This is a genomic window from Pseudomonas fluorescens (assembly GCF_018614775.1).
Taxonomy (GTDB): Bacteria; Pseudomonadota; Gammaproteobacteria; order Pseudomonadales; family Pseudomonadaceae; genus Aquipseudomonas; species Aquipseudomonas fluorescens_BY.
The window spans coordinates 110,441-134,339 of the sequence record NZ_JAGGOF010000048.1 but is presented as its reverse complement, the minus strand read 5'-3'; the positions used below and the strand labels follow the sequence as shown (position 1 = coordinate 134,339).

At 61.6% G+C, this 23,899-nt stretch carries 21 protein-coding genes and 1 pseudogene; 15 read left to right on the top strand and 7 right to left on the bottom strand.

What is annotated here, in order from left to right:
- Position 1: 1 nt before the first annotated feature.
- Positions 2 to 121, bottom strand: a pseudogene (locus tag J7E36_RS25590) (type VII toxin-antitoxin system HepT family RNase toxin); the annotation flags it as partial.
- Positions 122 to 349: 228 nt separating this feature from the next.
- Here J7E36_RS25590 and J7E36_RS14125 point away from each other — a divergent pair.
- The 7 genes from J7E36_RS14125 (at position 350) to J7E36_RS14095 (ending at position 6,035) form a co-directional block, all read left to right on the top strand.
- On the top strand, positions 350 to 988 hold the full coding sequence (locus J7E36_RS14125; RefSeq protein WP_215003865.1) for a peroxiredoxin: 639 nt from the start codon (positions 350 to 352) through the stop codon (positions 986 to 988).
- Between the two features lie 307 nt (positions 989 to 1,295).
- The gene (ssuE, locus tag J7E36_RS14120; RefSeq protein WP_215003863.1) at positions 1,296 to 1,889 is read left to right on the top strand and encodes an NADPH-dependent FMN reductase; all 594 of its coding nucleotides are present in this window, start codon (positions 1,296 to 1,298) and stop codon (positions 1,887 to 1,889) included.
- 91 nt (positions 1,890 to 1,980) lie between these two features.
- Positions 1,981 to 2,946 (top strand): sulfonate ABC transporter substrate-binding protein, encoded by a 966-nt coding sequence (locus J7E36_RS14115; RefSeq protein WP_215003862.1) that lies wholly within the window; start codon positions 1,981 to 1,983, stop codon positions 2,944 to 2,946.
- Positions 2,947 to 2,971: 25 nt separating this feature from the next.
- Entirely contained in the window at positions 2,972 to 4,120 is a 1,149-nt protein-coding gene (gene ssuD, locus J7E36_RS14110; protein WP_215003860.1) for an FMNH2-dependent alkanesulfonate monooxygenase, read from the top strand.
- 7 nt (positions 4,121 to 4,127) lie between these two features.
- Entirely contained in the window at positions 4,128 to 4,910 is a 783-nt protein-coding gene (ssuC, locus tag J7E36_RS14105; protein WP_215003858.1) for an aliphatic sulfonate ABC transporter permease SsuC, read from the top strand.
- On the top strand, positions 4,907 to 5,713 hold the full coding sequence (gene ssuB, locus J7E36_RS14100; protein ID WP_215003856.1) for an aliphatic sulfonates ABC transporter ATP-binding protein: 807 nt from the start codon (positions 4,907 to 4,909) through the stop codon (positions 5,711 to 5,713). Before ssuC ends, ssuB begins: the two co-directional genes overlap by 4 nt.
- 106 nt (positions 5,714 to 5,819) lie before the next feature.
- Entirely contained in the window at positions 5,820 to 6,035 is a 216-nt protein-coding gene (locus tag J7E36_RS14095; RefSeq protein ID WP_003177394.1) for a TOBE domain-containing protein, read from the top strand.
- Positions 6,036 to 6,112: 77 nt separating this feature from the next.
- On the opposite strand, the gene J7E36_RS14090 is transcribed toward J7E36_RS14095, so the two are convergent.
- Both J7E36_RS14090 and J7E36_RS14085 read right to left on the bottom strand, forming a co-directional pair.
- A complete protein-coding gene (locus J7E36_RS14090) occupies positions 6,113 to 6,766 on the bottom strand; it encodes a TetR/AcrR family transcriptional regulator (RefSeq protein ID WP_215003855.1) in 654 nt (217 codons plus the stop codon).
- A gap of 153 nt (positions 6,767 to 6,919) precedes the next feature.
- The gene (locus J7E36_RS14085; RefSeq protein WP_215003853.1) at positions 6,920 to 8,296 is read right to left on the bottom strand and encodes a glutamine synthetase family protein; all 1,377 of its coding nucleotides are present in this window, start codon (positions 8,294 to 8,296) and stop codon (positions 6,920 to 6,922) included.
- A 278-nt stretch (positions 8,297 to 8,574) separates the two neighbouring features.
- Between J7E36_RS14085 and J7E36_RS14080 the strand changes: the two genes are divergently transcribed.
- From J7E36_RS14080 to J7E36_RS14045, 8 genes are all read left to right on the top strand, one after another.
- Entirely contained in the window at positions 8,575 to 9,351 is a 777-nt protein-coding gene (locus tag J7E36_RS14080; protein WP_215003852.1) for a gamma-glutamyl-gamma-aminobutyrate hydrolase family protein, read from the top strand.
- A 40-nt stretch (positions 9,352 to 9,391) separates the two neighbouring features.
- Positions 9,392 to 10,750, top strand: coding sequence for a glutamine synthetase family protein (locus tag J7E36_RS14075; protein ID WP_215003850.1), 1,359 nt, complete (start codon positions 9,392 to 9,394; stop codon positions 10,748 to 10,750).
- A gap of 59 nt (positions 10,751 to 10,809) precedes the next feature.
- A complete protein-coding gene (locus J7E36_RS14070; RefSeq protein WP_215003848.1) occupies positions 10,810 to 12,174 on the top strand; it encodes an aspartate aminotransferase family protein in 1,365 nt (454 codons plus the stop codon).
- A gap of 181 nt (positions 12,175 to 12,355) precedes the next feature.
- A complete protein-coding gene (locus tag J7E36_RS14065; protein WP_215003847.1) occupies positions 12,356 to 13,468 on the top strand; it encodes a polyamine ABC transporter substrate-binding protein in 1,113 nt (370 codons plus the stop codon).
- Between the two features lie 183 nt (positions 13,469 to 13,651).
- Entirely contained in the window at positions 13,652 to 14,749 is a 1,098-nt protein-coding gene (locus J7E36_RS14060) for a polyamine ABC transporter substrate-binding protein (RefSeq protein ID WP_215003845.1), read from the top strand.
- A gap of 65 nt (positions 14,750 to 14,814) precedes the next feature.
- Complete coding sequence (locus J7E36_RS14055; protein ID WP_215003843.1) at positions 14,815 to 15,957, top strand: ABC transporter ATP-binding protein; 1,143 nt, start codon at positions 14,815 to 14,817, stop codon at positions 15,955 to 15,957.
- On the top strand, positions 15,954 to 16,874 hold the full coding sequence (locus J7E36_RS14050; RefSeq protein ID WP_215003841.1) for an ABC transporter permease subunit: 921 nt from the start codon (positions 15,954 to 15,956) through the stop codon (positions 16,872 to 16,874). The genes J7E36_RS14055 and J7E36_RS14050 overlap by 4 nt, the downstream gene beginning before the upstream one ends.
- Positions 16,871 to 17,758 carry an ABC transporter permease subunit gene (locus tag J7E36_RS14045; protein ID WP_215003839.1) on the top strand — a complete coding sequence of 296 codons (888 nt, stop codon included), beginning with the start codon at positions 16,871 to 16,873 and terminating at the stop codon, positions 17,756 to 17,758. The genes J7E36_RS14050 and J7E36_RS14045 overlap by 4 nt, the downstream gene beginning before the upstream one ends.
- A 209-nt stretch (positions 17,759 to 17,967) precedes the next feature.
- Here the strand turns inward: J7E36_RS14045 and J7E36_RS14040 are convergent, their stop codons facing one another.
- The 4 genes from J7E36_RS14040 to J7E36_RS14025 form a co-directional block, all read right to left on the bottom strand.
- A complete protein-coding gene (locus J7E36_RS14040) occupies positions 17,968 to 18,309 on the bottom strand; it encodes a carboxymuconolactone decarboxylase family protein (RefSeq protein WP_014340738.1) in 342 nt (113 codons plus the stop codon).
- A 99-nt stretch (positions 18,310 to 18,408) separates the two neighbouring features.
- Positions 18,409 to 20,814, bottom strand: coding sequence for a penicillin acylase family protein (locus J7E36_RS14035; RefSeq protein WP_215003837.1), 2,406 nt, complete (start codon positions 20,812 to 20,814; stop codon positions 18,409 to 18,411).
- A 289-nt stretch (positions 20,815 to 21,103) separates the two neighbouring features.
- Positions 21,104 to 23,239, bottom strand: a complete 2,136-nt coding sequence (locus tag J7E36_RS14030; RefSeq protein WP_215003835.1) for a type III effector — start codon at positions 23,237 to 23,239, stop codon at positions 21,104 to 21,106.
- Between the two features lie 9 nt (positions 23,240 to 23,248).
- Positions 23,249 to 23,740, bottom strand: coding sequence for a CesT family type III secretion system chaperone (locus J7E36_RS14025; protein WP_215003833.1), 492 nt, complete (start codon positions 23,738 to 23,740; stop codon positions 23,249 to 23,251).
- Positions 23,741 to 23,899 lie beyond the last annotated feature (159 nt).

Sequence of the window (23,899 nt, the reverse complement as noted above, 5' to 3'; positions counted from 1 at the left end):
GTCAGGAGGTGGAATTCGTCGAATCCTTGCGCAGTATGAACGCGCTGAACGCCAGGAAATCGTCCAGATGCCCGGTAATGATTGCGATCATGATCGGCAGTTGCAGGGCTTGGTAGTCGTGTTGATCAATACATCATCGGCCATACACGCTGCCTTGTTCTCTGCTTTTCAGCAACTCGAGGCCTTCTCGAAACCTCGACGAGGAGGGTGAACCCATAGGTACATCCGGGCCAGTGAACAGTTTTTCATATTCGGAAAAAATCTAGCCTCAGCAATATTCATTCTTTTTAAAACCGCCAGAACCGGGGCACAGTCAGGCTCCACACGCCCCTCATCCAGGAGCCTTACCATGAGCCTCAGACTGGGCGACATCGCCCCCGATTTCGAACAGGATTCCAGCGCCGGCAAGATCCGCTTCCACGAATGGCTCGGCGACAGCTGGGGGGTGCTGTTTTCCCACCCGGCGGACTTCACGCCGGTGTGCACCACGGAGCTGGGGCTTACCGCCAGGCTCAAGGACGAGTTCGCCCAGCGCGGCGTCAAGGCCATTGCGCTCTCGGTGGACCCGGTGGATTCCCATCACAAATGGATCGAGGACATCAACGAAACCCAGAACGCCGTGGTCAACTTCCCGATCCTGGCCGACGCTGACCGCAAGGTGTCCGACCTGTACGACCTGATCCACCCCAACGCCAGCGATACCCTGACCGTGCGTTCGTTGTTCGTGATCGATCCGAACAAGAAGATTCGCCTGACCATCACCTACCCGGCCAGCACCGGGCGCAATTTCAACGAAATCCTGCGGGTGATCGATTCGTTGCAATTGACCGACAACTACAAAGTCGCCACCCCGGCCAACTGGCAGGACGGTGATGAAGTGGTGATCGTACCGTCGCTCAAGGATGAGGCGGAGCTCAAGCAGCGCTTTCCCAAGGGCTATCGCGCGGTGAAGCCGTACTTGCGCCTGACGCCGCCGCCTAATCGTTAGTCCAGTCCACCCACCCTCCCTGTGGGAGCGAGCTTGCTCGCGATAGCGGTCAATCAGTCGACATCGCCGTGACTGAGCTGACGCTATCGCGAGCAGGCTCGCTCCCACAAAGGTTTCTCGTGTACCAAAGGTTTGGCCGTTTCGACGGCCTTTTTTTCGGCTTGAACAAACCGGATCGCATATCTCTTTAAAGAATAACCAAATGAATAAATATGATTTAAAGATATATAAATCCCCTGTTATGGTTTGACCCATGCAGCGAGATCGCCCACTGCGAATCGCACGTGACCGTTAAGGAATGCCAGGTATGTTGGTTGTCTCACTGAGTGGCAGCCCCAGCCAGCGCTCGCGCTCCGGGGTGTTGCTGGAGCGCTCGCAACGCTGGTTGCAGCAGCAAGGTGTGGAAGTGGTGAGCTATCAGGTGCGGGATTTTCCGGCTGAAGACCTGCTCCATGCCCGCTTCGACAGCCCGAAGGTGGTCGACCTGCTCCAGCAGATCGAGAACGCCGATGGCCTGTTGATTGCGACGCCTGTGTACAAGGCGTCTTTCTCCGGTGCCCTGAAGACCGTCCTGGACTTGTTGCCCGAGCGCGCCCTTAGCCACAAAGTCGTGCTGCCCATGGCAACGGGGGGCAGCATCGCCCACATGCTGGCGGTGGATTACGCCCTCAAGCCGGTGCTGTCTGCACTCAAGGCCCAGGAAATGCTCCACGGGATTTTCGCCGAAGACAGCCAGATCGCTTATGGCGAAGGTGGGGCCCAGGCGCAACTGACGCCGGCCCTGCAACAGCGCCTGAACGAAGCGCTGGAACAGTTTTTCAGCGCCATGGCCCGCAGGCCCAGTCCGTTGGACCCGCATGTATTGAACGAACGTTTGTTGAGTGCTCGCTGGAGCATTTGAACCCTTTCAACCTCAGATTCAACTCACCTTACTCAGCCGCCAACGGCCAAGCAGGTGCAGCCAAAACCCCACAGCAAAAAGGAGAGGCGCCATGCGCACTGTCATTTTGCGTCGCGGGCTGGTCGCTCTGTTTGCTGCGGCTGTGTCCTTCGGCGTCATCACCCAGGCTCAAGCCGAGACCTTGCGGATCGGATATCAGAAGTACGGCACCCTGGTGCTGCTCAAGGCCAAGGGCACTCTGGAAAAACGCCTCGCAGCCCAAGGCGTGGATGTGCAATGGACCGAATTCCCCGGCGGCCCGCAACTGCTTGAAGGCCTGAACGTCGGTTCCATCGACTTCGGTGTGACCGGCGAGACCCCGCCGGTGTTCGCCCAGGCCGCCGGTGCCGATCTGCTTTACGTCGCCTATGAGCCGCCTGCACCCACCAGCGAAGCCATCCTGGTGCCCAAGGACTCGCCGATTCAATCGGTGCAGGACCTCAAGGGCAAGAAAGTCGTGCTGAACAAAGGCTCCAATGTCCACTACCTGCTGGTGCGGGCGCTGGAGGATGCCGGCCTCAAATACGCCGACATCCAGACCGTGTTCCTGCCGCCGGCCGATGCCCGGGCGGCGTTCGAACGGGGCAGTGTCGATGCCTGGGTCATCTGGGACCCGTACCAGGCGGCCGCCGAACAACAGTTGCAGGCGCGAACCCTGCGTGACGGCCAGGGCCTCGTCGACAACCACCAGTTCTATCTCGCCACCAAACCTTATGCGCAAAAAAATCCCCAGGTCATTACCGCCCTGGTGGAAGAAGTGCGGGCGGTGGGGGAGTGGTCCAAGGCCAATCCTGAAGACGTGACCAGGCAAGTGTCGCCACTGCTCGGTTTGCCGGAGGCGATCACCCTGACCTCGATGAAACGCCAGGGCTTCGGGGCCTTGTTCCTCACGCCAGACGTAGTGTCGGCGCAGCAGAAAATCGCCGACAGCTTCTATCAGCTCAAGTTGATTCCCAAGCCGTTGAGCATCAAGGACGTGATATGGACGCCGCCGGCGACCGTTGCAAACGCACAGTAATTCGATTCCTTCAGGAGACCACTCCATGAGCCTCAATATTTTCTGGTTCCTGCCTACCCACGGCGACGGCCATTACCTTGGCACCGCCGAAGGCGCCCGCGCTGTCGACCACGGTTACCTGCAACAAGTCGCCCAGGCGGCGGATCGGCTGGGTTTCGGCGGCGTGCTGATTCCCACCGGACGTTCTTGCGAAGACTCCTGGCTGGTGGCCGCGTCGTTGATTCCCGTGACCCAGCGCCTGAAATTCCTCGTTGCCCTGCGCCCCGGGATCATTTCCCCGACGGTGGCTGCACGTCAGGCGGCGACCCTGGATCGGTTGTCCGGTGGTCGTACCTTGTTCAACCTGGTAACCGGTGGTGACCCGGACGAACTGGCCGGCGATGGTTTGTTCCTCGATCACGAAGCGCGTTACCAGGCTTCGGTGGAGTTCACCCGCATCTGGCGTCGGGTGCTGGAAGGCGAGACGGTGGATTACGACGGCGAACACATCAGCGTGAAGGGCGCCAAGCTGCTCTATCCGCCAATCCAGCAACCGCGTCCGCCGCTGTATTTCGGTGGCTCATCGGAAGCGGCCCAGGACCTGGCTGCCGAACAGGTGGAAATGGTGCTGACCTGGGGCGAGCCGCCAGCGGCCGTTGCGGAAAAAATCGAACAGGTCCGGGCCAAGGCCGCGAAGCTTGGCCGCACCGTGCGCTTCGGCATCCGCCTGCATGTGATTGTCCGTGAAACCAACGCCGAAGCCTGGCAAGCCGCCGACCGCTTGATTTCCCATCTGGACGACGAAACCATTGCCCGCGCCCAGGCTTCCCTGGCGCGCTTCGACTCGGTGGGCCAGCGACGCATGGCTGCCCTGCACGGTGGCCGGCGCGACAAGCTGGAAGTCAGCCCGAACCTTTGGGCTGGCGTCGGCCTGGTGCGCGGCGGTGCTGGCACGGCGTTGGTGGGCGACGGTCCGACGGTGGCGGCGCGGGTCAAGGAATACGCTGACCTGGGGATCGACACGTTCATCTTCTCCGGTTATCCACACCTCGAAGAGTCGTATCGCGTGGCGGAACTGTTATTCCCGCACCTGGACGTGGAGCGCCCGGAACTGCCGAAGGGCCAGAGTTATGTGAGCCCTTTCGGGGAAATGGTCGCCAACGACATCCTTCCCAAAGCCGCGTCCCAGAGCTGAGGCGGCCATGAAAAAGCCTATACACAACCTCGCGCCATGGGCGGTGCCGCTGCTGTTGCTGGCGGTCTGGCAACTGTCGGTGTCGGCAGGCTGGCTGTCCACGCGGATCCTGCCGGCGCCGGTGGCGGTGATCGAGGCCGGGGCGAGCCTGGTGCGCAGCGGCGAACTCTGGACACACCTGGCAATCAGCGGTTGGCGGGCTGCGGTCGGCTTCGCGATCGGCGGTGGCATCGGCCTGGCCCTGGGTTTCATTACCGGTTTGTCGAAATGGGGCGAGCGCTTGCTGGACAGCTCGGTGCAGATGGTCCGCAACGTCCCGCACCTGGCACTGATCCCTTTGGTGATCCTGTGGTTCGGCATCGATGAGTCGGCGAAGATTTTCCTGGTGGCGCTGGGCACGCTGTTCCCCATCTACCTCAACACCTACCACGGGATTCGCAACGTCGACCCGGCCCTGGTGGAGATGGCCCGCAGCTACGGCTTGTCCGGCTTCAGCCTGTTTTGGCAAGTGATCCTGCCGGGCGCCTTGCCATCGATCCTGGTGGGCGTGCGGTTTGCGCTGGGTTTCATGTGGTTGACGCTGATCGTGGCGGAAACCATCTCGGCCAGTTCCGGCATTGGCTACCTGGCAATGAATGCCCGGGAGTTCCTGCAGACGGATGTGGTGGTGCTGGCGATTCTTTTGTATGCCGTGCTGGGCAAGCTGGCCGACCTGGCCGCCCGCGGACTTGAGCGGGTCTGGCTGCGCTGGCACCCGGCCTACCAGGTGAACAAGGGAGGTGCCGCATGACCGCCCAACAACCGCCGCGCCTGCTGCGAGGCATTCCTCTGGCGGTGCGCAAACTGCAGAAAACCTTTGGCTCGTGCCAGGTGCTGCGTGAGATCGACCTGCATATCCCGGCCGGGCAGTTCGTCGCGGTGGTCGGTCGCAGCGGCTGTGGCAAAAGTACCTTGTTGCGACTGCTGGCCGGCCTCGATCAACCCACCGACGGTCAGTTGCTGGCCGGCTCGGCCCCGCTGAGCGCGGCGCAACAGGACACGCGGCTGATGTTTCAGGAGGCGCGCTTGCTGCCCTGGAAGAAAATCATCGACAACGTCGGCCTCGGGCTCAAGGGCCACTGGCGGCCGCAAGCGTTGCAGGCACTGGAGGCCGTCGGCCTGGCCGACCGCGCCAACGAGTGGCCGGCGGCGTTGTCCGGTGGCCAGAAACAACGGGTAGCCCTGGCCCGCGCGTTGATTCATCAGCCACGGCTGTTGCTGCTCGACGAACCCTTGGGGGCGCTCGACGCGCTGACCCGCATCGAGATGCAGCAACTGATCGAAAACCTCTGGCGGCAACACGGTTTTACCGTGCTGCTGGTGGCCCACGACGTCAGTGAAGCGGTGGCCATCGCCGACCGGGTCATCCTGATCGAGGACGGCCAGATCGGCCTCGACGTGCTCGTGGACCTGCCACGCCCCCGGGTTCGCGGCTCTCAGCGCCTGGCGAGCCTGGAAACCGAAGTGCTCAACCGCGTGCTGTCCTTGCCCGGCCAACCGCCGGAACCCGAACCCGTTTCACCCTTGCCCACGCAGTTGCGTTGGGCGCAATGAAGCAGCTTCAAGCGGCAAGCCACAAGCTGCAAGAAGAGGCGCGTGCTTTTACTTGCAGCTTGTAGCTCGAAGCTTGCAGCTCATTTCGACCCCCAGGAGAAATAACATGACTATCAAAGCCATCAACGTACGCAACCAGTTCAAAGGCACCATCAAGGAAATCGTCGAAGGCGACGTGCTCTCGGAAATCGACGTGCAGACCGCCTCCGGCATCGTCACCTCGGTCATCACCACCCGCTCGGTGAAAGAGCTGGAACTGGCGATCGGCAGCGAAGTGATCGCCTTCGTCAAATCCACCGAGGTGTCTATCGCCAAGTTGTGAGCAATGATTCATCCATGGCCCCGGAAGGCATGCGCTCTCCGGGGCTTTTCGTTCCCACGCTCTGCGTGGGAATGCCTCTATGGACGCTCTGCGTTCGGCTCATGGGAGCGCTTGAGCAAATACGGCGGCAGATACAACCCCAGATACGCATCGAACACCCGCATGCCTTCTTCGGCCATGCGTGGGGTGATCTGGTTATGTTGTTGCACCGAGCGGGCGTAGACGCGGTCGCCGAGCTCCATCGCCAGGGCGAATACGTCGACGTCGGTGGGCAGGGCCGGCAGGACGAAATGGCGGTCGAACAGCTTGTGCATCAGGTCGCCCAGTTCGAGGTCGTGCTGGCGGTCGGCCTGGGTCACTTCGGTCAGGCCATGCTGGGCCAGGATCAATTGGCGGGCGGCGGCATCCTGGCCGTAGATGCTGAGCACGCGCTGCTCCACCAGCCGCGACAGGTCGTGCCAGTGATTCAGCTCCTCATGGTCGATGTGGGCTTGCAGGCAGGCGCGGAAAGCCGCGTGGACATCGGCGGTCAGGGCTTCGAGCAGGGCCGGGACACTGGCGAAGAAGTGGTACACGGAGGAGGGCGGGATCCCGGCGCGCTCGGCGACGCTGTAGATCGACAGGCTGGCCACGCCTTCGGCGGCAAGCAGCGTGCGGGCGGCATCGAGGATCGAATCGATCCGGGCCTGGCTGCGCGCGCGGGGTTTGCGCGGGGTGGCGATGCGGGTCATGGAGGGCTCCTGCGGGACTGCGGGCATTGTACGAGCAGGGATGTCCGTTGTCTGCTCGGCCGCCATCGCGAGCAGGCAGGCGGCCAATCACTCTACCCATAAAAAAACGCCGCAGCCTTCAAAGCCTGCGGCGTTTCTTTTTACCGCAACCACTTACACGGTGTGCAGGTACCAGTTGTACTCAAGGTCGGAGATGGAGTGTTCGAACTCCTCCAGCTCGCTTTCCTTGCAGGCCACGAAGATATCGATGTATTTCGGGTCGATGTACTTGGCCATGACTTCGCTGTCGTCCAGCTCGCGCAGGGCATCGCGCAAGTTGTTCGGCAGGCTTTGCTCGTTCTGCTCGTAGCTGTTGCCTTCCACCGGCGCGCCGGGCTCGATCTTGTTGACCAGGCCATGGTGCACGCCCGCCAGCACGGAAGCCATCAGCAGGTACGGGTTGGCGTCGGCGCCGGCCACACGGTGTTCCAGGCGTACGGCATCGGCGGAGCCGGTCGGTACGCGCAAGGCCACGGTGCGGTTGTCCAAGCCCCAGCACGGCGAGTTCGGCACATAGAACTGTGCACCGAAACGACGGTAGGAGTTGACGTTCGGGCAGAGGAAGGCCATCTGCGCAGGCAGGGTCTCGAGCACACCGCCGATCGCGTGACGCAGCGCGGCGTTCTGCTCGGGATCCTCGCTGGCAAAAATATTCTTGCCGTCTTTGTCCAGAATCGAAATGTGTACGTGCAGACCGTTGCCCGCCTGGCCCGGATACGGCTTGGCCATGAAGGTGGTGTCCATTTCATGGTCGTAGGCGATGTTCTTGATCAGGCGCTTGAGCAGTACCGCGTAGTCGCAGGCCTTGATCGGGTCGGCCACGTGGTGCAGGTTCACTTCGAACTGCGCCGGGGCACTTTCCTTGACGATGGCATCAGCAGGAATGCCTTGCTCCTTGGCGCCTTCAAGGATGTCCTGGAGGCAATCGACATATTCGTCGAGGTCGTCGATCAGGTAGACCTGGGTCGAATGCGGGCGCTTGCCGGAGATCGGTGAACGAGGCGGTTGCGGGCGTCCATTCACGTTCTCCTGGTCGATCAGGTAGAACTCCAGCTCGAACGCGGCGCAGATGGTCAGGCCCAGCTCGTCGAACTTGGCCACGACCTGTCGCAGGACTTCGCGAGGGTCGGCGAAGAACGGCTCGCCTTCGAGTTCGTGCATGGTCATCAGCAGTTGCGCGGTAGGGCGCTTCTGCCAGGGCTCATTGCACAGGGTGTCAGGGATTGGATAACAGATCCGGTCAGCATCGCCGATGTCCAGGCCCAGGCCGGTGCTTTCCACCGTCGAGCCATTGATATCCAAGGCAAACAGGGAGGCCGGCAGGTTGATGCCTTTCTCGTAAACCTTGTGGAGGCTGGTGCGTTCGATGCGCTTGCCGCGCACCACACCATTCATATCCGCAATCAGAAGGTCAACGTACAGAACCTCAGGATGTTCCTTAAGGAACGCGTTCGCTTCGTTAAGCTGAACGGCACGCGGGGGTACCGACATGATGCAACACCTTTGTTGTTAAAAATATCAATCATTGATCTCTTCGAAAGCCAGTCAACCCGAACGGCATGCCGAAGTCAAGCAGGGCCTTTTTTGCCCTAAAAAAGCACCCGTGGGGCTTTTTTGAGGCAATTTAGGGCGTTTTTTTCCCTTTAAGGGCCTTGGCGACCGCAGGCTTGAGCGGGCCGTGTTGTATTTTTTACGGGGGTGTTGTGTAAAAAAATGAACAAGGCTAAGCTCGATTCAAACCCATAACAGCAATAATACCGGGGTGCTTCATGTCTCGCCTGCCGTTAATCGGCGTCACCACCTGCTCCAGGCAGCTGGGTCTGCATGCGTATCACATCAGCGGCGATAAATATTCCCGGGCTGTCGCGACAGCCGCCAAGGGGTTGCCCATGCTGATTCCGTCCCTGACGGAACTGTTCGCACCGTCCGATATTCTGGACGCCCTGGACGGCATTCTCTTTACCGGCTCTCCTTCCAATGTAGAACCTTTTCATTATCAGGGCCCCGCCAGCGCGCCGGGCACTGCTCATGATCCTGCACGGGATGCCACCACCCTGCCGCTGATCCGCGCGGCGGTCGAGGCGGGCGTCCCGGTACTGGGTATCTGCCGCGGTTTCCAAGAGATGAACGTAGCCTTTGGCGGTAGCCTGCATCAGAAAGTTCATGAGGTCGGAACCTACATCGATCATCGTGAAGACGACACGCAGCCGGTGGCTATCCAGTACGGCCCGGCCCACGCCATGCATATCCAGCCAGGTGGCGTTCTCGCAGGCCTGGGCCTGCCGCCGGTGATCGACGTCAACTCGATCCACGGCCAGGGCATCGAGCGCCTGGCACCGGGGCTGCGGGTTGAAGCGATGGCGCCGGATGGCCTGATCGAGGCTGTTTCGGTTATACAAGGCAAGGCTTTTGCTTTAGGGGTGCAGTGGCACCCCGAATGGGCGGTAAGCTCCAACCCGCACTACCTTGCGATTTTCCAGGCATTTGGCGATGCCTGCCGAGCAAGGGCAACACAACGCGACGCCGATGCGTCAAACAACGCCTGACGACTAATAGCAGTCAGGAAACTCACGCCTAGAGGCATTTATGAGTAACAACCTCGACCAGCTCACCGATTGGTTGAAAGACCACAAGATCACAGAAGTCGAATGCATGATTGGCGACTTGACCGGTATTACCCGGGGCAAGATCTCGCCGACCAACAAGTTCATTGCCGAAAAAGGCATGCGCCTGCCCGAGAGCGTCCTGCTCCAGACCGTGACGGGCGACTATGTCGAAGACGACATCTATTACGAACTGCTCGATCCTGCCGACATCGACATGATCTGCCGCCCGGACGAGAACGCCGTATTCCTGGTGCCCTGGGCCATCGAGCCCACCGCCCAGGTTATCCACGACTCCTACGACAAGCAGGGTAACCCCATCGAGCTGTCGCCGCGCAACGTGCTCAAAAAGGTGCTCAAGCTCTACGCCGACAAGGGCTGGCAGCCGATTGTCGCGCCGGAAATGGAGTTCTACCTGACCAAGCGCAGCGACGACCCTGACTTCCCGCTGCAACCACCCGTGGGCCGTTCCGGCCGCCCGGAAACCGGGCGCCAGTCGTTCTCGATCGAAGCGGCCAACGAGTTCGACCCGCTGTTCGAGGACGTCTATGACTGGTGCGAACTGCAGGAGCTGGACCTCGACACCCTGATCCACGAGGACGGCACCGCGCAGATGGAAATCAACTTCCGTCATGGCGACGCCTTGTCCCTGGCCGACCAGATCCTGGTGTTCAAGCGCACCATGCGCGAGGCGGCGCTCAAGCACAACGTGGCCGCCACCTTCATGGCCAAGCCCATGACCGGCGAACCGGGCAGTGCGATGCACCTGCACCAGAGCATCATCGACAGGGAAACCGGCAAGAACGTCTTCTCCAATGAAGACGGGAGCATGAGCGAGCTGTTCCTGCACCACATCGGTGGCCTGCAGAAATTCATTCCCGAGCTGTTGCCGCTGTTCGCGCCCAACGTCAACTCGTTCCGCCGCTTCCTGCCGGACACCTCGGCGCCGGTGAACGTGGAGTGGGGCGAAGAGAACCGCACCGTCGGCCTGCGCGTGCCGGATGCCGGGCCGCAGAACCGTCGGGTGGAAAACCGTTTGCCGGGCGCCGATGCCAACCCGTACCTGGCGATCGCCGCCAGCCTGCTGTGTGGCTTCATCGGCATGGTCGAAGGCATCGACCCGAGCGCGCCGGTGGTGGGCCGCGGTTATGAGCGTCGAAACCTGCGCCTGCCGCTGACCATCGAAGATGCGTTGGAGCGTATGGAAAACAGCGCCACCATCGAGAAATACCTTGGCAAGAAGTTCATCACGGGCTACGTCGCGGTCAAGCGGGCCGAGCATGAAAACTTCAAACGCGTTATCAGTTCGTGGGAGCGGGAATTCCTGCTCTTCGCCGTCTGAAGCGCCGGGCGGGGTTGCCTTCGGCAGCCTCGCCCCCACCGATATAAAGGAGAATCCGCATGACCGGCAACAACCCGCAGACCCGTGAATGGCAGGCCCTGAGCAACGATCATCACCTGGCGCCGTTCAGCGATTTCAAGCAGCTCAGAGAGAAAGGCCCGCGCATCATCACCCACGCCAAGGGCGTGTACCTCTGGGACAGTGAAGGCAACAAGATCCTCGACGGCATGGCCGGCCTCTGGTGCGTGGCCGTCGGTTATGGCCGCGAGGAGCTGGCCGACGCCGCCAGCCAACAGATGCGCGAGCTGCCGTACTACAACCTGTTTTTCCAGACCGCCCACCCGCCGGTGCTGGAGCTGTCCAAAGCCATCGCCGACATCGCCCCTGAAGGCATGAACCACGTGTTCTTCACCGGTTCCGGCTCCGAAGGCAACGACACCATGCTGCGCATGGTCCGCCATTACTGGGCGATCAAGGGCCAGCCGAACAAGAAAGTCATCATCAGCCGCAAGAACGGTTATCACGGTTCCACCGTGGCCGGCGCGAGCCTGGGCGGCATGACCTATATGCACGAGCAGGGCGACCTGCCGATCCCGGGCATTGTCCACATCGCCCAGCCCTATTGGTTCGGCGAAGGCGGCAACATGAGCCCGGAAGAATTCGGCGTGTGGGCGGCCAACCAGCTGGAAGAAAAGATCCTCGAGATCGGCGTGGACAACGTCGGTGCCTTCATCGCCGAGCCGATCCAGGGCGCGGGCGGTGTCATCGTGCCGCCGGACAGCTACTGGCCACGGGTCAAGGAGATCCTCGCCAAGTACGACATCCTGTTCGTGGCCGACGAAGTGATCTGCGGTTTCGGCCGCACCGGCGAGTGGTTCGGCACCGATTTCTATGATTTGAAACCGCACATGATGACCATCGCCAAAGGCCTGACCTCCGGCTACATCCCCATGGGCGGGCTGATCGTGCGTGACGACGTGGTCGCGGTGCTCAACGAAGGCGGCGATTTCAATCACGGGTTTACCTATTCCGGTCACCCGGTGGCCGCTGCGGTGGCCCTGGAGAACATCCGCATCCTGCGCGATGAGAAGATCATCGAGCGTGTTCACGGCGAAACGGCACCCTATTTGCAGAAGCGTTTGCGGGAGCTGAACGATCATCCACTGGTGGGTGAAGTGCGCGGCGTCGGTTTGCTGGGGGCAATCGAACTGGTCCAGGACAAGGCCACGCGCCAACGCTACGAAGGCAAGGGCGTGGGCATGATCTGCCGGCAGTTCTGCTTCGATAACGGGCTGATCATGCGCGCGGTGGGCGACACCATGATCATTGCGCCGCCGCTGGTGATCAGCAAGGCCGAGATCGACGAGTTGGTGACCAAGGCGCGGCAGTGCCTGGACCTGACGCTCAGTGCGTTGCAAGGCTAAGTGCTAGTCTCTGTGCGGGGTCCATGCAAGGACCTTGCATGGTTTGAACAAAAGACCGGGCGTGTGTTGAAAGCCTGGCCTGTAACTTGCCAGACTACCGACTGTTCAAGTCGCCCGCGAGCCGGCTACTGAACGTGGCGCTAAAAAGAATAACTGGAGCATTTTCATGAAGGCATTAGGCATGAAGACATTAGGTACGAAGATAGCTGGCAAGACCCTCCTCGCCATGTCCCTGATGGGCGTGTTGGCGGGTACCGTTCAGGCGGACGATAAAGTGCTGCACGTCTACAACTGGTCCGACTACATTGCGCCGGACACGGTCGCCAAGTTCGAGAAGGAATCGGGGATCAAAGTCGTCTACGACGTTTTCGACAGCAACGAAACCCTGGAAGCCAAGTTGCTGGCCGGCAAGTCCGGTTATGACATCGTGGTGCCGTCGAACAACTTCCTGGCCAAGCAGATCAAGGCCGGTGTCTACCAGCCATTGGACAAGTCCAAGCTGACGAACTGGAAGAACCTCGATACCGACCTGCTCAAGGCCGTTGGCGATGCCAGTGACAAGGGCAACCAGCATGCCTTCCCTTACATGTGGGGCACCATCGGCATCGGCTACAACCCCGAGAAGGTCAAGGCGGCACTGGGCGTCGACAAGATCGACTCCTGGGACGTCCTGCTCAAGCCGGAAAACATCGCCAAGCTCAAGGGTTGCGGCGTGAGCTTCCTCGACTCGCCGACCGAAATGATCCCGGTGGCGTTGCACTACCTGGGCTATCCGACCGACAGCCAGGACAAGAAACAACTGGCTGATGCCGAGGCACTGTTCCTCAAGATCCGTCCTTCGATCGGCTACTTCCACTCCTCCAAGTACATCTCTGACCTGGCCAACGGCAACATCTGCGTCGCCGTGGGTTACTCGGGCGATATCGAACAGTCCAAGTCCCGCGCGGCTGAAGCCGGTGGCAAGGTCAAAGTGGCCTACGCCATTCCAAAAGAAGGCGCCGGCTCGTTCTACGACATGGTTGCCATTCCCAAGGATGCCGAAAACGTCGACGCGGCCTACCAGTACATGAACTTCCTGATGAAGCCGGAAATCATGGCCGAGATCACCAACAACGTACGCTTCCCGAACGGCAACAAGGCCGCGACGGCGTTGGTGGAAAAAGACATCTCCGGTGACCCGAACATCTACCCATCGGATGAAGTGAAAGCCAAGCTCTACGCGATCAGCGACTTGCCGCCGGCCACCCAGCGGATCCTGACCCGCAGCTGGACCAAGATCAAATCCGGTAAATAAGCCGGCCTGAAGCACTTTCCTGTTGCCGCTGTCATCAAAGGGGCGGCAACAGGAACCCACCCATGATTAAAAGTTTTGCTGGATCGGTTTATCGAGGGTAAGTTGCGCGCCGGTTTTGTTGCAGGGCCCATCGTGGCCAGGTAACGGGGGCAACTTGAGCCCCACTATTTAGAGGACCTCCACGTGCCAGTCTTTTCTTTGTTACGCAACGCCTTGCTGGTCGGCGCCGGCCTGACGCTCGCCGTCAGTGTCCAGGCTGCTTCTACCGTGCATATTTATAACTGGTCGGACTACATCGGCGAGACCACCCTGGCGGACTTCGAAAAAGCCACGGGCATCAAGCCGGTGTACGACGTGTTCGATTCCAACGAAACCCTGGAAGGCAAGTTGCTGGCCGGGCGTACCGGTTACGACGTGGTCGTGCCGTCCAACCACTTCCTGGGCAAGCAGATCAAGGCCGGGGCGTTCCAGAAGCTCGACAAGACGCAGTTGCCCAACTACGCCAACCTGGATCCGGCGCTGCTCAAGCGTCTGGAACGTAACGACCCGGGCAACCAATACGCGGTGCCGTATCTGTGGGGCACCAACGGCATCGGTTACAACGTCGAGAAGATCAAGGCGGTGCTGGGTGTCGACAAGATCGATTCCTGGGCGATGCTGTTCGAGCCGGAGAACATCAAGAAACTCTCCAGCTGTGGTGTGTCGTTCCTCGACTCGGGCGACGAGATGATCCCGGCGATGCTCAACTACCTGGGCCTGAACCCCAACAGCGAAGACCCTGAAGACTACAAGAAGGCCGAAGCCCAGCTCCTCAAGATCCGGCCGTACGTGACCTATTTCAACTCTTCCAAATACATCTCCGACCTGGCCAATGGCGAGATCTGCGTGGCCGCCGGTTTCTCCGGCGACATCTTCCAGGCCCGTTCACGTGCCAGCGAAGCCGGCAAAGGCGTCGAAATCGCCTACGTGATCCCCAAGGAAGGCGGCAACCTCTGGTTCGACATGCTGGCGATCCCGCGTGACGCCACCAACGTCAAGCAGGCGCATGCATTCATCAACTACCTGCTCAAGCCTGAGGTGATCGCCCAGGTCAGCGACGTGGTCGGTTATGCCAACCCGAACCCCAAGGCTGGCGAGCTGATGGACCAGAAAGTCCGCGCCGATGAAGCGGTTTACCCACCGCAAGCGGTCGTCGACAAGCTTTATGTCAACTCCGAGTTGCCGCCCAAGATCCAACGACTCATGACCCGCAGCTGGACCAAGGTCAAGTCGGGTAAATAACGTTAAACGCTTAACTAAGGTTCGTCCGCGTGGGGCGAGCTGTAAATTCTGTGGGAGTTTCGTAAATGGCAGTTGCCTCCGGCGCCTATAAGAAAGCCCTCGAGGGCGACCAGACACCCAAGCAGGTGCTGGTCAAAATCGACCGGGTCACGAAGAAGTTCGACGAGACGATCGCCGTGGACGATGTGTCCCTGGAAATCAAGAAAGGCGAGATCTTCGCCTTGCTCGGCGGTTCGGGTTCGGGCAAATCCACCTTGCTGCGCATGCTCGCCGGTTTCGAGCGGCCCACGGAGGGGCGCATTTTCCTCGACGGTGTGGACATCACCGACATGCCGCCGTACGAGCGGCCGATCAACATGATGTTCCAGTCCTATGCGTTGTTCCCGCACATGACCGTGGCGCAGAACATCGCCTTCGGCCTGCAACAGGACAAGATCCCGAAAACCGAGATCGATGCCCGCGTGGCGGAAATGCTCAAGCTGGTGCAGATGAGCCAGTACGCCAAGCGCAAGCCGCACCAGCTCTCCGGTGGCCAGCGCCAACGCGTGGCCCTGGCCCGCTCCCTGGCCAAGCGGCCGAAGCTGTTGCTGCTCGACGAACCGATGGGCGCCCTGGACAAGAAGCTGCGCTCGCAGATGCAGCTTGAACTGGTCGAGATCATCGAGCGCGTCGGCGTGACCTGCGTCATGGTGACCCACGACCAGGAAGAGGCCATGACCATGGCCGAGCGTATCGCGATCATGCACCTGGGCTGGATCGCCCAGATCGGCAGCCCGATCGACATCTACGAAACCCCGACCAGCCGGCTGGTTTGCGAGTTCATCGGCAACGTCAACATCTTCGAGACCGAAGTGGTGGACGACGCCGAGGGCCATGCCGTGCTGACCTGCAAGGACCTGGACCGCAGCATCTACGTCGGCCACGGCATCAGTACCTCGGTGCAGGACAAGTCGGTGACCTACGCCATTCGCCCGGAAAAACTGCTGGTCACCGTCGAGCAGCCGACCTGCGAGCACAACTGGTCCAGCGGCAAGGTCCATGACATCGCCTATCTGGGTGGGCACTCGGTGTTCTACGTCGAGCTGCCAAGCGGCAAGGTGGTGCAGTCCTTCGTCGCCAACGCCGAGCGCCGTGGCCAGCGTCCGACCTGGGGCGACCAGGTGTTCGTCTGGTGGGAAGACGACAGCGGCGTGGTGCTTCGCTCATGAACATGCGCAAATTCAAACGCCGGCTCGACCGAATAACGCCCGGTGGCCGTCAACTGGTCATCGGGGTGCCTTTTATCTGGCTGTTCCTGTTCTTCATGCTGCCGTTCTTCATCGTCCTGAAGATCAGCTTCGCCGAAGCCGACGTGGCTATTCCGCCGTACACCGAGATCTACAGCTACGTCGACCAGAAGCTGCAGGTGCTGCTCAACTTCGCCAACTACGCGATGCTGGGCGACGACGAGTTGTACATCGCCGCCTACCTTGGCTCGCTGAAGATGGCGCTGATCAGTACCGTCCTGTGCCTGCTGATCGGGTATCCGATGGCCTATGCCATTGCCAACGCCCGCAAGGAAATGCAGACGGTGCTGGTGCTGCTGATCATGATGCCGACCTGGACCGCGATCCTGATCCGCGTCTACGCGTGGATGGGCATCCTCAGCAACAACGGCCTGCTCAACGGCTTCCTGATGAGCATGGGCTGGATCAGCGAACCGCTGCAGATCCTCAACACCAACCTGGCGGTGTACATCGGGGTTGTCTACTCCTACCTGCCGTTCATGATCCTGCCGCTGTACGCCAACCTGGTCAAACATGACCCCAGCCTGCTGGAGGCCGCTTCCGACCTGGGTTCGAGCACGTTCAACAGTTTCTGGAAAATCACCGTGCCGCTGTCCAAGAACGGCATCGTCGCCGGCGCCATGCTGGTGTTCATTCCGGTGGTGGGCGAGTTCGTGATCCCGGAACTGCTGGGTGGCCCGGAAACCCTGATGATCGGCAAAGTGCTGTGGCAGGAATTCTTCAACAACCGTGACTGGCCGGTGGCGTCCGCCCTGGCGGTGGTGATGCTGGCGATCCTGATCGTGCCCATCATCCTGTTCAACCGCAGTCAGGCCAAAGAAATGGAGGGCAAGGAATGAAGCGCTTCAGTTTTTCAAGCCTGATGCTGGTGCTGGGTCTGTTGTTCATCTACGCACCGATGCTGATCCTGGTGATCTACTCGTTCAACGCCTCGAAACTGGTGACGGTGTGGGGCGGCTGGTCGATCAAGTGGTACGTCGGTCTGCTGGACAACACCCAGTTGATGGGGTCGGTGCTGCGCTCGCTGGAAATCGCCTGCTACACGGCGGTTGCCGCCGTGGCCCTGGGTACACTGGCGGCCTTCGTGCTGACCCGCATCACCCACTTCAAGGGGCGCACGCTGTTCGGTGGTTTGGTCACTGCGCCGTTGGTGATGCCGGAAGTGATCACCGGGCTGTCGCTGCTGCTGCTGTTCGTGGCGATGGCGCAGATGATCGGCTGGCCCCAGGAGCGTGGCATCGTCACGATCTGGATCGCCCACACCACGTTCTGTGCGGCCTATGTGGCGGTGGTGGTCTCGGCACGCTTGCGTGAACTGGACCTGTCCATCGAAGAGGCGGCCATGGACCTGGGTGCACGGCCATGGAAGGTGTTCTTCCTGATCACCATCCCGATGATCGCGCCATCGCTGGCCGCAGGGGGCATGATGTCGTTTGCCCTGTCCCTGGATGACCTGGTGCTCGCGAGCTTCGTGTCGGGCCCGGGTTCGACGACCTTGCCGATGGAGGTGTTCTCGGCGGTGCGCCTGGGGGTCAAGCCGGAGATCAACGCCGTGGCGAGCCTGATCCTGCTGGCCGTGTCCCTGGTGACCTTCCTGGTCTGGTACTTCAGCCGCCGCGCCGAAGAAAACCGCAAGCGGGCGATCCAGCAAGCCATCGAGGAAAGCGCCGCCGACTCCTGGAAGCAACCGGAAGTACGCCGGGCGGCGACTGCTCCAGTCTGACCCTACGCAGGCCCCCTGTGGGAGCGAGCTTGCTCGCGATGGCGGTGTGACAGTCAACGAAAATGTTGAATGTCCATCCGCCATCGCGAGCAGGCTCGCTCCCACAGGTTTTTGTGTTGCCCGCGGCATCGCGATCCACCCCGGTCCATTGCGGGAGCGAGCCTGCTCGCGATAGCGGTGTGTCAGTCGATGGAGATATCTCGCCAGCCTTATTTCTTCAACGCATCATGGGCCTCCAGCGCCCGCAGGGAGTAGATGTACGCCGCACCGGCATTCAGCGATACCGCGGTCGCCAGGGTGGCGGCGATCTCTTCGCGGGTGGCGCCGGCCTTGATGGCGGCGTCGGTGTGTACGCCGATGCAGCCGTCGCAGCGGGTGGTGATTGCCACGGCAATCGAGATCAGCTCGCGGGTCTTGGCGTCGAGCACGTTGTTTTCGGCGGCGGCTTCATCCAGGGCCATGTACGCCTTGACCATCTTCGGATTGCTTTTGCCCAGGGCGCCAAAGGCACTTTTGATGGTGGGCAGCAGCTCGGACCAGTTATTGAACATAGCGTTGACTCCGGTAATGGGGGAGGGTGTTGAGCCCTTGTAGTCTTGACCATCCAGGACGATCAAGCCTGATTCACGACGAAAGACACGATACCCGGCTCACGGCGCCCTGGCTGGCAGCAATTTCAAGGTGCCATGGGTGTTGGCCGTCACCTCTTCCTCGGCCAGGTGGGCCTGGTGGTACAACCCCTCGATATACGCTTCGGCCTGATCCTCGTAATGCGGGTCGAACGGCACGCCGCTCTGGCCGACGGGGTTGATGGTGACGCTGTGGGTCGGGTCGGCGAAGTCGATGATGCGCCGGGTGGACGGCCCATAGGTCACGGGCCAGGGTGCCGGGCCGATCCGGGCGGAAAGGTTGTTGGGCACCTCATGGGTCCCCGGCGCCGCAAACGGGCCGACGTTGAAGACCCGGTCCAGCGGCTTTTGCATGCCCAATGGATGACCATGGACCAGGGTGTGGGCCTTGCCCCATTGCCACTGGGTGGCATCTTCGCCGAGGGTGGCCTTCAGGTGCGCAAGGCTTCTGTTCCAGGCGGTTTTCACGATGTCGGCGCGGGTTTCCGTACCCAGCGTCGAGCGGTCGTCCCACCACGGAGAATCAGCGGAAGCCGCCAGGCGTGGCAGGGCCGCATCGATCACCCGGGTCGACAGCGCGGTGTCGAAGAACCCATCGCCCAGCTCATCGTGCAGCGCGGCATCGGCCAGGTTGAACAGGAACTGGTTGAACAGCGTGGCGCTGATGGAGTCCAGCGGATAATCGCCTGGCCATTGGGCCAGTTGCTCCACCCACTTGCGTTCCTGCGGGTCGCTGACCACCTCGCGCAACACCGGCAGCAACGGCGCGAGCAGGCGGGGGCCATAGGCCGTGGTCGTGCCCAACTGCAGTTTCCGGGTGGTCTCGATGTCCCACTTGGCCTGCTTTTCGCTGAGCTGCTGATTCAGTTGCTGGCCGCGATCGGCGAGGTTGTAGTAGCCCGGGATCTCGATGCCGCTGGCCGCCACCGGTTGGAAATTGGCCGAGATGATGTAGCCCCGCGCCGGGTTCTCTTCCTGTGGGTTGCTGCTGAACGGGTAGAAGCCGTCTTTCTCCGCCTCCGGGCTGCTGCCGTCGAGGATGAAACCTGGCTTGACCCCGCTCGGTCGCTTGGGCAATTGCGCGGCGGCCCACCAGCCGATGTCGCCCTTGGCGTTGGCCCACACGACGTTCAGCCCGGGCGCGTGGATCTTCGCCGAGGCGCCGCGTGCCTTGGCGAGGGTATCGGCGCGGTTGAGCTGGTAGAAGGCCTCGATGATCGGGTTGCGGCTCTCCAGGAAGCCCCACCACATGGCGATCGGGGTCTTGCCGGCGTTGGCGCCGAGGGCATCGTTGACGATCGGTCCATGGGGCGACTGGCGCAGCACCAGCGTCACCGGCGCCTGACCCTTGACCGCGATCTGCTGTTCGCTGCGGGTCATGTCCACCCATTGGTCGCGGTACCAGACCTGCTCGGGATTGTCCGGGTTGACCTTCTCGGCGATCAGGTCCAGGTCGTCATTCTGGAACATGGTGATGCTCCAGCCGAAGTCCTTGTTCATGCCCAAAGTCGCAAAGGGCATCAACGCCTGGTAATGCCCGTAGAGTTCGAAACCGGGTGCCGACAGGTGCGCCTCGTACCACACCGATGGCGTGGAAAACCGGATGTGCGGATCCCCCGCCAGCAACGGCTTGCCGCTGCGGGTGCGGCTGCCGGAGACCGCCCAGGCGTTGCTGCCTTCGAACTGCGGCAGGCCGTTGTCGGCCAGCGCCTGCTCGCTCCGGCGGGCCAAGGCATTGAGGTCCTGCCAATCGCTGGCCGCCAGTGGCAGGCCGGCCTTGCGTCCTTGGGCCAGCACGCCCTGGGGCTGCCAGTCGAGGTCGAAAATGTTCAGGTAGTTGGCGCCCAGTTGATCGCGCACGTAGGTCAGCAGCGGTTCGGTGCGAAAGGCCGCGGCGAAACTGTAAGCCATGTAGCCGGTGATGCTCACGATGTCTTGCGCAGTAAAGGGGCGCTTGGGAATGCCTAGCACGTCGAACTCCAGCGGCCGGGTGTGGCTGTCCTGGTAGGCATTGATGCCGTCCAGGTAGGCCTGCATCGCGATCCAGGCCGGGGATTGTCGATCCTGCTCGGTCACATGGCTCGCGGCCCGCTCGCGAATGCGCAGGCTGCGCATCAGTTTGTCGGTGTCGAGCAGTTTCGGCCCCAGCACCTCGGCCAGCTCGCCACGGGCCAGGCGTCGCATGATCTCCATCTGGAACAGCCGATCCTGGGCCTGGACATAGCCGAGGGCGCGGTACAGGTCGGTTTCGTTTTCGGCGCGGATATGCGGCACCCCACGCTCGTCGTAGCGCACGGTCACCGAGCCTTGCAGTCCCTGCAGCTGCACCGTGCCCTGGCGGGTCGGCTGTTTGCTGTAGAGGTAGCCACCCGCGACGATGACGGTGGTGACGACCAGTGACAGGAAGGCGATGAGGGCGCGTTTCATGAAGATTCCTTATTGGGTGACAGCATGCCTGTGCTGCCCACTGCTTCTTAACACGTCGCCGTGTTCACGCGCACCGTTGCGCCCGGGGATTTCCCTGACGCCTTACCTTTTGGCGGATGTGTCGCTGAGCGGGCAGGACGCCCACGGCGGCGCTTTCACGGGCCGGAGTATAGGCGGTCAACGCCGCAGGAGGGCGGTCGCAGGAACATCGTCCCTGCGACCGGTCTGGGTGGGGATGCGTATTCGATGAGCGTCGAGCCATCCGCAGGAGATGGCCCGACGATTTTCATCAGGCGGGTTTCGTGCTGGATTGTCCTTCGCCAGGCGGGTTGCCCTGGGGCTGCAACTGACCCCGCTCCGCCAGTTCGAAGTTGTCGCCCGCCGGCGCGTTCCTGGATCTCGTGGCAAGCTGCTGGATCTTGTCGGTGCCCTTGTTGAGGCCCGCGATGGCGGTTTGCGGCACGATCTGGGTAAAGCCGCGAGCCACGTGGTAGGTGTTCTCCAGATTGCGCCGCAAGCCTTCCGGCTGGGTGTGGGGGAGGCTGTCGCGGTTGGGATGCAGGATGTTCTGCAACGGCACGTTTGCACGCTGGGCAAGGTTGTCCGCTTTGTCTGCATTCATCGCTTTGTTTTCCAGCGGGGCGGCCACGCTGTTGGCAAAGAACGGGAACAGGGTCAGGCCGGAATTGAAGAACGTCGCGACCACCTGCTCGAGTTTTTCTTCTACCGTGGCGTCATCACTCGCCTCGGATGCGTCACCCACGGCGGTCCGCAGGGCGATTCCTTCGCCTACGCTGACGATCCGGTTGGCGTAGTCGCTGAGGTTGGTCATGCTGGCAGGGTGGAGTTTGCCCGCCGCTTCGGAAAATGCCTTGGGCAACAGTTCGCCCCAGTTGCGCTTCTCTGTGGTCACCCGGTAGGTCGGGATCTGCTCCTCGCCATGGGTCTGCGCATATTTCGCCACGGCCTGGCCGCCTGCCATGAACGTGCCCCCCACCGCCGAAGCCACACTGCGGGCGACGATGCCCGAGGCGTTGACCGAGCTGAATTGGTCCAGCGTGTCGCGCACCGCGTGGGCGGCGCCGAAGGCGAGGTAACCGGTGAAATCACCGCTCATGGTGCCAAAGTTGTTGGCGTTCTGTTTCAGTTTGAACTCGTCGCGCTTTTGCGCCTGGGACGTGTCGAGTGCGGCGAATTGAGGGTTGGCGATCCGACGTCCGTTCACGGTGATGTCCTGCAAGGGCTTGGGGTACACCGCCAACGGGTCGACTTTTGCCAGGCCCTTGCCGATGGTCTTGTCGACCACCACCTGGACAAACGGACGAATGCCATCGCTGATCACCTTGTGAGCCGCGCCAAGGACGGTTGAGGTCGCAGCGACATGTTTGCCATAGGCCGTATCGGCCATCGCCTCATCGATCGCCGAGGTGCTGGCGCCGAAGTGGCCGGCGGACGCAACGCCCTGGGGGATCCCTGCGTCGACGAAGACGGCCAGGCCGGTGACGAAGCCGGTCTGGGTCTTGAGCTCGGCGACATGGTCCTGGCGGGCGACGTTCTTCAGGGCGGTGTCCAGCCCCTCGTTGGCCTTGGTCGCCTTGTCGAGCTCGCTGGGGGTGGCTGGCTTGGCCCCATCCTTCTCAAGTAGTTCACTGAGTTCCGTACGCACCTCCTGCAACTTGACCAGATCATCCCGCGCCTTGTCCTGGTCGGCCTGGGGCAGGGCGTCGTTGCTTGCGGCCTGTTCCGCATGGGCGATACGGCTGTCCAGGAACGTGCTCAGACGCGTGGGCATCTCCTCAGTCATGGCTTTCATGACACCCTTGGCGTAGCCACGGAAGGCGGCATGACTGCGGACCAGGTGCGGAAGGTCCTCATGCCCCAAGGAGTTGTCGATGACTTCCTGGCACAACGAGTGATAGGCCCCAAGGGTGTTGCCCACGCGCTCGCAATGGGCATCCCAGACGGTTTTGAAACCGCCGCCGGCCTCCCGTGCAATCTCATTCTTGCTCAGGTATTTGTCGAGGTCGGCGCTGAAGGCGTCGGTTTCCTCACGGCCCGACAGCATCGGGTGGGTCGTGCCGCCCAGCTCGGCCAGATGCTGGTGCATGTCCTGATAACTCGCGCCAGGCGCATAGCTCAGTGCCTTGCCTTCCAGGGTCATATGCGCCCGAGCAAAGCCAATGGGATCAGCTTCAGGGTCTTTCTTGCCGAGCCTGCCGATCATCCCTTCCAGGCGGGCCTTTTTGCTGGCGAAGGCCTGCTGCGTCGGGTCAGTGGCGCTGCCGGTGAAATGGTAAGGCACCAAAGGGGTGGTAGAAGGACGGACCTGCTCGGCAAGGCTGGCGCCCACCGGTCTGATTTCATCGTCCTGTTGTTGGCGCAAGGCCGCCAGGCTTTGGTTCTGGCTTACGGATAAATCTGCCATGGTTTTCTCCTAGAGCGACAGCGCGCTGTTGAGTCCTGCATTGCGCTTGATGGGGTTTGGCGCCTGGGTAGGCTTGGCGTCGCGGCCCGTGGCGGCGCCGTCGAAGAAGTAACCCTCTCGCCAGATCAGCGCCATGTCGGCGACACCGCCCATGAGCCCCAGCAGGTGTTCGGCGCTGAGGTTCTCCAGGGGCACGTGGCCGATCAGGATGACCAGCTCGCTGTCGCGGTTGTAGGACAGGGACGGGCAGAACGGCCCGCTCAGCAGGTAGAGATTGGTTTCCAACAGTCGTTGCAGGACGGCTTCGCGATTGGCTGTCGGCAATGGCCCGAAGCTGGCGTAGATGAACACGTCACCCTCGCCGACACTGGGTGTGTGTTTCAGGGAAAAGTCGACCTCCTTGACCGACAGGTTCGCCTGTTCGTAGAACGCGGACGGGGTAGGGATCATTGTGAGTTCGCAGAGCTGATCGATCAGCTTGCAATAGCTGGGTGACGCCATGATGGACCTCGCATTGTCATCCAGGCGCGACGAGCGCCTGCTGCCCCTCGTGAGTGACACCGGCGGCATTTCGGTTCCCCGTGCGTTGTCCTGCCGCCCGGGTGGGAACCGTCGGGCAGGGATCGGCCACCCATTGGCGCCACCTCATTCAAGGTTGAC

What these genes read in the sequence shown, in the direction of transcription:
- J7E36_RS14125 (WP_215003865.1), top strand. Translation starts at nt 350, where the DNA reads ATGAGCCTCAGACTGGGCGACATCGCCCCCGATTTCGAACAGGATTCC.
- ssuE (WP_215003863.1), top strand. Translation starts at nt 1,296, where the DNA reads ATGTTGGTTGTCTCACTGAGTGGCAGCCCCAGCCAGCGCTCGCGCTCC.
- J7E36_RS14115 (WP_215003862.1), top strand. Translation starts at nt 1,981, where the DNA reads ATGCGCACTGTCATTTTGCGTCGCGGGCTGGTCGCTCTGTTTGCTGCG.
- ssuD (WP_215003860.1), top strand. Translation starts at nt 2,972, where the DNA reads ATGAGCCTCAATATTTTCTGGTTCCTGCCTACCCACGGCGACGGCCAT.
- ssuC (WP_215003858.1), top strand. Translation starts at nt 4,128, where the DNA reads ATGAAAAAGCCTATACACAACCTCGCGCCATGGGCGGTGCCGCTGCTG.
- ssuB (WP_215003856.1), top strand. Translation starts at nt 4,907, where the DNA reads ATGACCGCCCAACAACCGCCGCGCCTGCTGCGAGGCATTCCTCTGGCG.
- J7E36_RS14095 (WP_003177394.1), top strand. Translation starts at nt 5,820, where the DNA reads ATGACTATCAAAGCCATCAACGTACGCAACCAGTTCAAAGGCACCATC.
- J7E36_RS14090 (WP_215003855.1), bottom strand. Translation starts at nt 6,766, where the DNA reads ATGACCCGCATCGCCACCCCGCGCAAACCCCGCGCGCGCAGCCAGGCC.
- J7E36_RS14085 (WP_215003853.1), bottom strand. Translation starts at nt 8,296, where the DNA reads ATGTCGGTACCCCCGCGTGCCGTTCAGCTTAACGAAGCGAACGCGTTC.
- J7E36_RS14080 (WP_215003852.1), top strand. Translation starts at nt 8,575, where the DNA reads ATGTCTCGCCTGCCGTTAATCGGCGTCACCACCTGCTCCAGGCAGCTG.
- J7E36_RS14075 (WP_215003850.1), top strand. Translation starts at nt 9,392, where the DNA reads ATGAGTAACAACCTCGACCAGCTCACCGATTGGTTGAAAGACCACAAG.
- J7E36_RS14070 (WP_215003848.1), top strand. Translation starts at nt 10,810, where the DNA reads ATGACCGGCAACAACCCGCAGACCCGTGAATGGCAGGCCCTGAGCAAC.
- J7E36_RS14065 (WP_215003847.1), top strand. Translation starts at nt 12,356, where the DNA reads ATGAAGACATTAGGTACGAAGATAGCTGGCAAGACCCTCCTCGCCATG.
- J7E36_RS14055 (WP_215003843.1), top strand. Translation starts at nt 14,815, where the DNA reads ATGGCAGTTGCCTCCGGCGCCTATAAGAAAGCCCTCGAGGGCGACCAG.
- J7E36_RS14050 (WP_215003841.1), top strand. Translation starts at nt 15,954, where the DNA reads ATGAACATGCGCAAATTCAAACGCCGGCTCGACCGAATAACGCCCGGT.
- J7E36_RS14045 (WP_215003839.1), top strand. Translation starts at nt 16,871, where the DNA reads ATGAAGCGCTTCAGTTTTTCAAGCCTGATGCTGGTGCTGGGTCTGTTG.
- J7E36_RS14040 (WP_014340738.1), bottom strand. Translation starts at nt 18,309, where the DNA reads ATGTTCAATAACTGGTCCGAGCTGCTGCCCACCATCAAAAGTGCCTTT.
- J7E36_RS14035 (WP_215003837.1), bottom strand. Translation starts at nt 20,814, where the DNA reads ATGAAACGCGCCCTCATCGCCTTCCTGTCACTGGTCGTCACCACCGTC.
- J7E36_RS14030 (WP_215003835.1), bottom strand. Translation starts at nt 23,239, where the DNA reads ATGGCAGATTTATCCGTAAGCCAGAACCAAAGCCTGGCGGCCTTGCGC.
- J7E36_RS14025 (WP_215003833.1), bottom strand. Translation starts at nt 23,740, where the DNA reads ATGGCGTCACCCAGCTATTGCAAGCTGATCGATCAGCTCTGCGAACTC.